General features: G+C 70.1%; 6 protein-coding genes. 3 read left to right on the forward strand and 3 right to left on the reverse strand.

What is annotated here, in order from left to right:
* Nucleotides 1-74 precede the first annotated feature (74 nt).
* From nagA to IMW82_RS15695, 3 genes are all read right to left on the reverse strand, one after another.
* A complete protein-coding gene (gene nagA, locus IMW82_RS15685; protein ID WP_211005229.1) occupies nucleotides 75-1,208 on the reverse strand; it encodes an N-acetylglucosamine-6-phosphate deacetylase in 1,134 nt (377 codons plus the stop codon).
* Between the two features lie 136 nt (nucleotides 1,209-1,344).
* Entirely contained in the window at nucleotides 1,345-2,376 is a 1,032-nt protein-coding gene (locus IMW82_RS15690; protein WP_211005230.1) for an SIS domain-containing protein, read from the reverse strand.
* Nucleotides 2,377-2,385: 9 nt separating this feature from the next.
* Nucleotides 2,386-3,138: a GntR family transcriptional regulator gene (locus IMW82_RS15695; protein ID WP_108472199.1), complete on the reverse strand. Its 753-nt coding sequence runs from the start codon at nucleotides 3,136-3,138 to the stop codon at nucleotides 2,386-2,388.
* Nucleotides 3,139-3,322: 184 nt separating this feature from the next.
* Between IMW82_RS15695 and zwf the strand changes: the two genes are divergently transcribed.
* The 3 genes from zwf to edd all read left to right on the forward strand — a co-directional run bounded on the left by zwf (nucleotide 3,323) and on the right by edd (nucleotide 7,503).
* Entirely contained in the window at nucleotides 3,323-4,786 is a 1,464-nt protein-coding gene (gene zwf, locus IMW82_RS15700) for a glucose-6-phosphate dehydrogenase (protein WP_108472267.1), read from the forward strand.
* A 109-nt stretch (nucleotides 4,787-4,895) separates the two neighbouring features.
* Entirely contained in the window at nucleotides 4,896-5,609 is a 714-nt protein-coding gene (pgl, locus tag IMW82_RS15705; protein WP_211005231.1) for a 6-phosphogluconolactonase, read from the forward strand.
* Nucleotides 5,610-5,682: 73 nt separating this feature from the next.
* Nucleotides 5,683-7,503, forward strand: coding sequence for a phosphogluconate dehydratase (gene edd / locus IMW82_RS15710; RefSeq protein ID WP_211005232.1), 1,821 nt, complete (start codon nucleotides 5,683-5,685; stop codon nucleotides 7,501-7,503).
* The last annotated feature ends 31 nt before the right edge of the window (nucleotides 7,504-7,534 follow it).

Consider the following 7,534-nt stretch of genomic DNA (forward strand, 5'->3'; position numbering starts at 1 on the left):
GTGCCGCCGCCGACATGCCGGATTATCGATGTGGCGATCCGGCGCTTGCGCGGACCCGGTTCGCCACACGCGCCTCAGCGCCCGCCAATCCAGCTTCGCTGCACGCGGTACTCATCGTCCAGCACCACAAGGTCCGCGCGATAACCAGGCGCGATGCGGCCATGGCTTTCCCCCAGGCCGAGGAACTCGGCGGGATAAGTGCTGGCCATGCGCACCGCTTCGTCCAGCGGCAGGCCGAGCAGTTGCACCGCATTGCGCACCGCGCCGGCCATGTCCAGCGCGGAGCCGGCCAGCACGCCTCGCGCGGTCTGGCAGATGCCGTCCTTCGCGGTGATGGTCTCGCCGTTGAGCACATAGGTCGGATCATCCGCGCCCACCGGCGGCATCGCGTCGGTGACCAGCAGCAGCTTGCCGCGCGGCTTGGCGGCAATCGCCACGCGCAGGCTGGCCGGGTGCACGTGGTGGCCGTCGACGATGATGCCGCACCAGCTGCCGGCATCCTCCAGCGCGGCGCCGACCACGCCCGGCTCGCGACTGCCGAACGGGGTCATCGCGTTGAACAGGTGGGTGAAGCCGCGCACGCCGGCGTCCAGCGCGGCGCGGGTGGTGGCGTAGTCGGCCGCGGTGTGCCCGGCGCAGACGATCAATCCCGCGGCGACCAGCGCGCCGATGTCGGCCAGCGGCACTTGGTCCGGTGCCAGCGTGACCAGCCGCACGCCACGATGCGGCGCGCACAGCAGCGCCAGTTCGTCGCGGCCCGGTGCATGGAAATACCTTGCGTCGTGCACGCCCTTGCGCGCCGGCGCCAGGTAAGGACCTTCCAGGTGGATGCCGAGCACGCCGGGCACGCCCTCGCTCAGCGCCTGCGCCACCGCGGCCAGCGCCGCGCGCATCACTTCGACGCGGTCGCTGATCAACGTCGGCAGGAAGCCGGTGGTGCCGAAGCGGCGGTGCGCGGCGCCGATCCGGCGCAGCGTTTCCACCGTGGGCGCCTCGTTGAACAGCACGCCGCCACCGCCGTTGACCTGCACGTCGATGAAGCCGGGCACGAGCATCGCGCCGCCGAGGTCGTGCTGTTGCACCGAGCGCACGCGCGGATCGGATGACGGCAGCAGGTCGGCGATACGCTCGCCCTCCAGCAGCACGGCGAGGTCGTCGCGCCAGCCGTGGGCGGTGAGGACGCGAGCGTGGGTGAGGGCGGTGGTCATGTGGCCTCTCGAATGCACAGGGAGAGCGGGGTTGCTCCCTCCCCTGCTTGCAGGGGAGGGCCGGGGTGGGGTCGCTCTTGCCGCAAAAGCACCCCCTCCCAATCTCCCCGTGCAGGCAGGGGAGGAGAAAAACGGGTCAGACGGTCTCGGTGACCTTGTTGAGATGCGGCGGTACGTCGGGGTTGAAGCCGCGACGCAGCGCCAGGGCGCTGGCGGCGCGGTAGAAGCTCTGGATGGCCAGCAGCGGCGCGCACAGCGCCGGCAGGCCGCCGGCCACCGGCAAGCTGCCGGCACCCTGCAGCCCGGGCGCGGCCACGAACACCTGCGCGCCGCGGCTGCGGAATTCGCGCGCCACCGCCAGCGTGCTGTCCAGCGTGTCGTCATCCTGGGCGAAGCACAGCACCGGGAAGTCGGGGCCGACCAGCGCCATCGGCCCGTGTTTCACCTCGGCCGCGCTGAACGCCTCGGCGTGCAGGCCGCAGGTTTCCTTGAACTTCAGCGCCGCCTCCAGCGCGATGCCGAGACCGTAGCCGCGACCCACCACGAACAGATTGTGCGCCCCGGCCAGTCCGTCGACCAGCGCCGACCAGTCCGCGTCCCAGCCGGCGCGCAGCGCGTCGGGCAGCGCCTGCAGCGCCGCGTCGAGGACGGCATCGCCGCGCCAGCGAGCGCACAGGTGCAGCACCGCGGCCAGCGCGGCGATATAGCTCTTGGTCGCCGCCACGCTGTGCTCCGGCCCGGCGTGCAGCGGGATCACCGTGTCGGCCAGCGCCGCCAGCGGCGAATCCTCCACGTTCACCAGCGCCACCACGCGCGCGCCGGCGACTTTCGCCGCTTCCGCATTGCGCAGCAGGTCGGGGCTCTTGCCCGACTGCGAGATGGCGATGAACAGCGCGCCCTGCCACTGCTGCTCGGCCGCATACACCGAGGTCACCGACGGCGAGGCGGATGCGGTGACGATGCCGAGCTGCGTCTCGAACACGTACTTCGCGTACGCCGCGGCGTGATCGGAGCTGCCGCGCGCACAGGTGACGATGAAGCGCGGCGGCTGCGCGCGCAGCTCGCGCGCCAGCGCGACCACCACCGCCTCGTTCGCGGCGAACTGGCGCGCGACCACCGCGGCCGACTCGTGCGCCTCCTGGTACATCAGGGTGTCGCGGGGGTCCATATCGATCCTTCAGTCGGTCTGCAGTTCGGCGACGAAGTCATAGATGTCGCCGCGATACCAGGAACTGGTGAACTCGACCACGCGACCGTCGTCGAGGAAGCTGCGCCGCTCGATGTTCAAGCCCGCGCTGCCCACGCTGACGTGCAACAGCCGCGCCTGCTGCGCGTTCAGCGATACCGCGCGCAGCCGCTGCAGCGCGCGGCGCGGGCGGGCGTTGAGTTTTTCCAGCGCCTCATACAGCGAGTCGTGCACCAGCAGCGGGTCAGGCAGCACGCTGGCCGGCACCACGCTGCGCTCGATCGCCAGCGGTTCGTCCTGGCCGTAGCGCACGCGGTGCAGGCGCACCACCAGCGAGCCGGGCGACAGGTTCAGCGCCATCGACTCCTCCGGCGTCACCTCGCCGATGCCGCGCTCGAAGTATTCCGAGCGCGGCGACAGCCCGCGCTCGCGCAGGTCCTCGGTGAAGCTGGTCAGCCGCGACATCGGCTTGACGATGCGCTCGGCGATGAAGGTGCCGGCGCCGTGGCGCTGGGTCAGCAGGCCTTCCTCGACCAGGCCGGCGATCGCCTTGCGCACGGTCACCCGCGACAGCTTCAGCGTCTGCGACAGGTCGCGCTCGCTGGGCAGCGCCTGGCCCGGCTCGATGTCACGGTGCCCGATGATGTTGCGGATCGCCTGGCGCAGCCGCAGGTAGGCCAGCGGCTGGTGCGTGGCCGGGTCGTGGCAGATCCGGCGGTATTCGTGGGCAAGGGCGGCTTCCATGCGTGGAACAATACCAATAGCGAACCACTACCCGCAAGCCCGCGTCACGCCCGTCCTCACATATGAATTCGTATGCAGACCCGTGGTCGAGCTGGTATTTCACTGGTACCATCGACGAAAACCCGGGCAAGACGCGCCATCCGGCCCTCTGCCCGCCATCCGGCATCCAGTCGAGGTGATCCGCGTGACTGCTTCCTCCCAATCGGTCGAACCGTTCGACCTGGTGATCTTCGGCGGCACCGGCGACCTCGCCGTGCGCAAGTTGCTGCCAGCGCTGTTCCACCGCTTCCTCGACGGCCAGATCCCGGCCAGCAGCCGCATCGTCGGCATCGCCCGCGAAGCGCTGGACGACGCCGGCTACCGCGCGCACCTGCGCGAGGCGCTGGTCGGGGTATGCGCCGCAGCGCAACTCGACGTGTTCCTGCAGCAGGTGTTCTACCGCCCGCTGGACGCGCGCAAGGACGAGGGCTGGGACGACTTCGCCGCCTTCATCGGCAAGCAGCCCGACCATATCCGCGTGTTCTACCTGTCCACCTCGCCAGAACTTTTTGTCGACATCTGCACCCGGCTGGGCCAGTACCAGCTCAACCAGGGCGCCTCGCGCGTGGTGCTGGAAAAGCCGATCGGCCGCGACCTGGCCAGCGCCAACCAGATCAACGACGCGGTCGGCAAGGTGTTCAGCGAATCGCAGACCTTCCGCATCGACCACTACCTCGGCAAGGAGACCGTGCAGAACCTGCTGGTGCTGCGCTTCGGCAACGCGCTGTTCGAGCCGCTGTGGAACGCCGGACACATCGACCACGTGCAGATCACCGTGGCCGAAACCCTCGGCGTCGGCCATCGCGGCGCCTACTACGACCGCGCCGGCGCGCTGCGCGACATGGTGCAGAACCACATGCTGCAGCTGCTGTGCATGGTGGCGATGGAGCCGCCCTCGTCGCTGGCGCCCGATGCGGTGCGCGACGAGAAACTGAAGGTGCTGCATTCGCTCAAGCCCATCGACGACAGCAACGCCGCCCAGCTCAGCGTGCGCGGCCAGTACCGCGCCGGCGTGGCCGAGGGCGCCAGCGTGCCCGGCTACCCGGAGGAACTGGGCAACAGCAAGTCGAACACCGAGACCTTCGTCGCCCTGAAGGCGGAGATCGCCAACTGGCGCTGGGCCGGCGTGCCGTTCTACCTGCGCACCGGCAAGCGACTGGCGAGCCGGGTGTCGGAAATCGTGGTCACCTTCAAGCCGGTGCCGCATTCGATCTTCAACCCCGACGCCGGCACGCTGTCGCAGAACCGGCTGGTGCTGCGGCTGCAGCCGGACGAGGGCGTCAAGCTGTGGCTGACCATCAAGCACCCCGGCCCCGGCGGCCTGCGGCTGCGCCACGTGCCGCTGGACATGAGCTTCGCCGAGGCGTTCGGCGTGCAGCAACCCGATGCGTACGAGCGCCTTCTGCTCGACGTGGTGCGCGGCAACCCGACCCTGTTCATGCGCCGCGACGAAGTGGAAGCGGCATGGCATTGGGCCGGCCCGATCCTGGCCGCCTGGGCCGACAGCGGCGAGCCGCCGCGGCCGTACACCGCCGGCAGCTGGGGGCCGAGCGCTGCGGTGGCGCTGATCGAGCGCGACGGCCGCACCTGGAACGAAGACAGTGAATAGGCCGCGTTTACCGACGCTTCACCCGGCCACGTCGTTGCGTGCGGCAGACTGGTGCTCCCTTCCCCACGATGCGCGCGGCCACGCCTGAGTGTCCGTCGCGCCACCTGCCATGACCAACCATCTGAACGTCACCACGCACAGCTTCACCGATTGCCGCGCGCAGGCCACGGCACTGGCCGAACGCGTCGCCGAACGCCTGCGCCGCGGCTTGGCTGAACGCGGCCACGCTTTACTTGCGGTCTCCGGCGGCAGCACGCCGAAGGATTTCTTCGCCCGCCTGTCGCAGGAGAAACTCGATTGGACCAGGGTGCAGGTGACCCTGGTCGACGAACGCTGGATGGCGGAAACCGACGAGCGTTCGAATGCACGGCTGGTGAAATCGCTGCTGCTGCAGCACGCCGCCGCTGCCGCACAGTTCATTCCGCTGTACACCGGCGACGCCAGCCCCGAAACCGGGCTGGCTGCTGCCAACGCGCGCATCGACGCGCTGCCGCTGCCGTTCGACGCGGTGGTGCTGGGCATGGGCGACGACGGCCATACCGCCTCGTTCTTCCCCGGCGGCGATCACCTGGCCGAGGCACTGGACCTGGACGGCACGGCGCGCGTGCTGCCGATGCATGCGCCCGGCGCCGGCGAACCGCGCATCACGTTGAGCCTGCCGACGCTGCTGCAAACGCGCGCGCTGTACCTGCTGGTGGCCGGCGAGAAGAAGCGCGACCTGCTCGCCGACGCGCGCCTCGGCCTCGGCGAGGCGCAGCACTACCCGGTGCGCGCCGTACTGACCCAGCAACGCGTGCCGGTGGCGGTGTACTGGTGCCCGTGACCCACGGCATCGCGCACGGCCGCAGCAAGTTCCTCGCGCACCGAGTGCGCTCCCACAAACAAGGCAAAAAATCATGAGCACGCTGCACCCCGTCGTCGCCGAAGTCACCGAACGCCTGCGCGAGCGCAGCCGCGAGACGCGCGCGGCCTACCTCAGGCGCATTGACGCGGTGGACCGCAGCGGGCCGCAGCGCGAGCACCTGTCCTGCGGCAACCTGGCGCACGGCTTCGCCGCCTGCGGCACGGAGGACAAGGCGGCGCTGCGCAGCGGCCGCCGCGCCAACCTGGCCATCGTCACCGCCTACAACGACATGCTCTCGGCGCACCAGCCGTACGAACGCTACCCTGCGCTGATCCGCCAGATCGCCCGCGACGCCGGTTTCACCGCGCAGGTCGCCGGCGGCGTGCCGGCCATGTGCGACGGCATCACCCAGGGCCGCGCCGGCATGCAGCTGTCGCTGTTCTCGCGCGACGTGATCGCGCTGGCCACCGCGGTGGCGCTGTCGCACGACATGTTCGACGGCGCGCTCTACCTCGGCATCTGCGACAAGATCGTGCCGGGCCTGCTGATCGCCGCGCTCTCCTTCGGCCACCTGGCCGGCGCGTTCGTGCCGTCGGGACCGATGCCCAGCGGCATCCCGAACGAACAGAAGTCGAAGGTGCGTCAGGCATTTGCCGACGGCAAGGCGAGCAAGGCCGAACTGCTGGAGGCGGAAGCAGCGTCCTACCACGCGCCCGGCACCTGTACCTTCTATGGCACCGCCAACTCCAACCAGATGCTGATGGAGATCATGGGCCTGCACCTGCCCGGCGCCAGCTTCACCGCGCCGGACACGCCGCTGCGCGACGCACTTACCGCCGAGGTGGTGCGCCGCGTGGCCAACCTCAGCGCGCTGGGCGAGCATTACCTGCCGCTCGGCCACATCATCGACGAGCGCGCGATCATCAACGGCGTGATCGGCCTGCACGCCACCGGCGGCTCCACCAACCACCTGCTGCACCTGGTGGCGATCGCGCACGCCGCCGGCATCCAGCTGCGCTGGGATGATTTCGACGCGCTGTCCAAGGCGATTCCGCTGCTGGCCCGCGTGTACCCGAACGGCTACGCCGACGTGAACCAGTTCCACGAGGCGGGCGGCATGGCGTTCCTGATCGACCAGCTGCTCGGCGCCGGCCTGCTGCATGGCGACGTGCAGACCATCTTCGGCACCGGCCTGGAAGGCTATACGCGCGTGCCACAGCTGGACGAGGCCGGCGACATCGCCTGGCTGCCGGTGGCGAAGCAGAGCGGCAACCGCGGCGTGCTGCGCGGCATGGACGAACCGTTCCGCGCCGACGGCGGCCTGCGCATGCTCGACGGCAACCTCGGCCGCGCGGTGATCAAGGTCTCCTCGGTGCCGGACGACCGCCTGCTGATCGAGGCGCCGGCGATCGTGTTCAACGACCAGGACGAGGTGGCCGGCGCGTTCAAGCGCGGCGAGCTCAACCGCGACTTCGTGGCGGTGGTGCGCTTCCAGGGTCCGCGCGCGAACGGTATGCCCGAGCTGCACAAGCTCACCCCCACGCTGGCGCTGCTGCAGGACCGCGGCCACCGCATCGCCCTGCTCACCGACGGGCGCATGTCCGGTGCCTCCGGCCGCGTGCCGGCGGCGATCCACGTGACCCCCGAGGCGGTGGCCGGCGGCAACATCGCCAAGATCCGCGACGGTGACATCATCCGGCTGGACGCGGCAAACGGACGTCTGGACGTCCTGATGGAAGCGCACGAACTGGACGCCCGCCTGCCGCACGTCGCCGACCTGTCCGGCGAGCACAGCGGCATGGGCCGCGAACTGTTCGGCCTGTTCCGCCAGGCCGCCGCCAACGCCGACCTCGGCGCCGGCGTGCTGTCATAGCCTTGCTCTCTCCCCTGCGAGCAGGGGAGAG

This window comes from Rhodanobacter sp. B2A1Ga4 (genome assembly GCF_018101315.1).
GTDB lineage: Bacteria > Pseudomonadota > Gammaproteobacteria > Xanthomonadales > Rhodanobacteraceae > Rhodanobacter > Rhodanobacter thiooxydans_A.